Annotated in this window: 1 protein-coding gene; it reads right to left on the bottom strand. The window is 75.0% G+C overall.

The genetic code is table 11. The features are described 5' to 3' along the window. Positions 1–3272 (bottom strand): type I polyketide synthase (locus tag ACYVD5_RS17740; protein WP_461002181.1); only part of this gene is annotated, 3272 nt, incomplete at both ends.

Raw genomic sequence — 3272 nt, forward strand, 5'->3', positions numbered from 1 at the left:
ACAACACCGCACGCGCACCACACCGCTCCAACGCCCCCACCACAGCACCCGCATCAACACCCACACCCACACCCTCCGGCGCCACCACCAACCACGTACCCGACAACACCGGCACCCCGCCCAAACCACCACCCGCATCCGACTCCCACCACTCCACCCGGTAACGGCGGTCGCCGGTGGTGGCGGCGCCGCGGGTGCGGGGTTCGGTGCGCAGCCAGTAGCGGGTGCGCTGGAAGGCGGTCGTCGGCAGGTCCACCCAGCCGGTGCCGGCGAAGTAGCGGCTCCAGTCGGGTCCGGCGCCGTCGACGTGCAGCCGGGCCAGGGCCGTGCACACAGCGGACTGCTCGTCCTGGTTCTTGCGCAGCAGCGGGGCCGTCACGGTGTCGCGGCCGAGGGTGTCGGCGGCCATGGCCGACAGCGTCCGGTCCGGCCCCGCCTCGATGAACCGCTGCACACCCTGGCCGTGCAGGGTGCGCACCCCGTCGGCGAAGCGCACCGGCCGGCGCACCTGGTCCACCCAGTACTGCGGCGAGCACACCTCATCGGTCACCGGCAGCCCGGTCACGTTGGATACCAGCGGTATCCGGGGCGGGTGGTATTCGAGGTTTTGCGCCACCCGGTGGAAGTCGTCCAGCATCGGGTCCATCCGCGGCGAGTGGAACGCGTGCGAGACGTTGAGCCGCGTGGTTTTGCAGCCGCGGCCGCGCCACTGCTCGGCAACCTCCTCGACCGCGTCGGTGTCGCCCGAGACCACCACCGCGGTGGGGCCGTTCACCGCGGCGATACCCACCCGCTCGGCGCCCTCCAGCGACCGCGCGACCTCGTCGGGGTCGGCGCGGACGGCCACCATGGCCCCGCCCTCGGGCAGCCGCTGCATCAGCCGGCCGCGCGCGGCCACCAGCCGGCAGGCGTCCGGCAGGGAGAACACGCCTGCGACGTGGGCGGCGGCGAGTTCGCCGATCGAATGACCGAGCAGGAAGTCCGGGGTGATTCCCCACGACTCCACCAGCCGGAACAGGGCCACTTCCAGTGCGAACAGCGCGGGTTGGGCGAGCCCGGTGCCGGACAGCCGAGTGTCGTCCTCGGCGAACATCGGTTCCCGCAGACCGAGCCCGAGTTCGGGGTCCAGGTGCCCGCAGACCTCGTCCAGGGCTTGCGCGAACACCGGATACCGCTCGTACAGCCCGCTGCCCATGCCCGGCCGCTGGGTGCCCTGGCCGGCGAACAGCACCGCCGCGGGCCCGCCGTCGCGGGCCTTGCCCTCGACCACGCCCGGGACGGCTTCGCCGCGGGCCAGTCCGCGCAGCCGCTCGATGGCGTCGGTGCCCCCGGTGGCCTGCACGACGGCCCGGTGCGGCAGTGCGGCCCGCGTGGTGGCGAGGGAGCGGCCCACCTCCTCCAGCCCCGCCGGGTGCTCGCTCAGGTGGTCGGCCAGCCGCTGGGCCTGCGCCGCCACTCCCTCCGGGGCCGCCGCCGAAAGCACCCACGGCACCGCGACCGGTTCCGCCCGCTGCCGGGCCTGCGCCGGCGGGTGTGCCGCGGCCTCGCCGGCGGTGTCGGCAGCGGTGTCCTCGGGGCGGCCCCGGCCGGGGGCCTCCTCCAAGCCGGGAGCCTCCTCCACGATGACGTGGGCGTTGGTGCCGCTGATCCCGAACGCGGAAACCCCGGCCCGGCGGGGCCGCTCGCCCGCTGGCCAGTCCACCGGCTCGGTGAGCACCCGGACGTTGCCGGCCGACCAGTCGACGTTGGGTGTGGGCGCGTCCACGTGCAGGGTCTTGGGCAGCACCCGGTGCCGCAGCGCCAGCAGCATCTTGATCAGTCCGGCCGCTCCGGCGGCGGCCTGGGTGTGGCCGATGTTCGACTTGAGCGAACCGATCCACAGCGGCGCCGACCGGTCGCGGCCGTAGGCGGCCATCAGCGCCTGGGCTTCGATCGGGTCGCCGAGTGTGGTCCCGGTGCCGTGCGCCTCGACCGCGTCGACCTCATCGGCGGCCAAGCCGGCGTTGGCCAGTGCGGCGCCGATCACCCGGCGCTGCGACGAGCCGCTGGGCGCGGTTAGCCCGTTGCTGGCGCCGTCCTGGTTCAGTGCCGTGCCGCGGACGACGGCGAGCACCCGGTGCCCGCGGCGGCGCGCGTCGGACAGCCGCTCCAGGACGACGACCCCGGCACCTTCGCCCCAGGCGGTGCCGTCGGCGGCGCCCGCGAACGCCTTGACCCGCGCGTCCGCGGCCAGGCCGCGCTGGCGGGAGAACTCCACGAAGCCTTCCGGGCTGGAGAGGACGGTCACCCCGCCGGCCAGCGCCATGGAGCACTCGCCCGAACGCAGCGCGGACACCGCCCAGTGCAGCGCCACCAGCGACGACGAGCACGCCGTGTCGACCGTGACCGCGGGCCCTTCAAGGCCCAGGGTGTAGGCGACCCGGCCGGAGGTGACGCTGCCGGCGATGCCGGTGAGCCGGTAGCCGTCGCCATCGGGTTCGTCCGGCGACCACTCCCCGCCGTAGCCGCCGTGGGTGGCGCCGACGAACACCCCGGTCGCGCTGCCGCGCAGCGACAGCGGGTCGATGCCGGCCTGCTCGGCGGCCTCCCAGACGACCTCCAGCAGCAGCCGCTGCTGCGGGTCCATGGCCAGCGCCTCGCGCGGGGAGATCCCGAAGAACCCGGGGTCGAACTCGCCGGCCTGGTACACGAACCCGCCCTCGCGCACGTAGCTCTTGCCGGCGGTGCCCGGTACCGGGTCGTACAGTCCGGCCACGTCCCATCCGCGGTCGAGCGGGAACGGCCCGATCGCGTCGCGCCCTTCGTCCAGCAGCCGCCACAGGTCCGCGCTGGACTCGACGCCGCCGGGGAACCGGCAGCCGGTGCCGACGATCACCACCGGGTCGTCCGCCGTCGCCGCGGGCCGCTGCGCCGGTGCGGCGGGCGCCTGCTCGGCGGCGCCGAACAGCTCGGTGCCGATGAAGCGCGCCAGCGCCTCGGGGGTGGGTTCGTCGAAGACCAGCGTGGCGGGCAGCCGCAGCCCGGTGGCGGCGTTCAGCCGGTTGCGGAGCTCGACGGAGGTCAGCGAGTCCAGGCCGAGTTCTTTGAACGGTTTGTCGGCTGCGACCGCGCCCGGCGCCGAATGGCCGAGCACGACCGCCACGTGGTCTTGTACCAACTCCAGCAGTGCGGACCCGCGCTCGCTTTCGGGCAGCGCGGCGAAGCGGTCGGCGGCGCGCGCCGCGGGCCCGGCGGCGCCGGCCGCACCCGGGTGGGGCGCCCGCGCCGGGTCG

Source organism: Streptomonospora sediminis, from assembly GCF_054778995.1.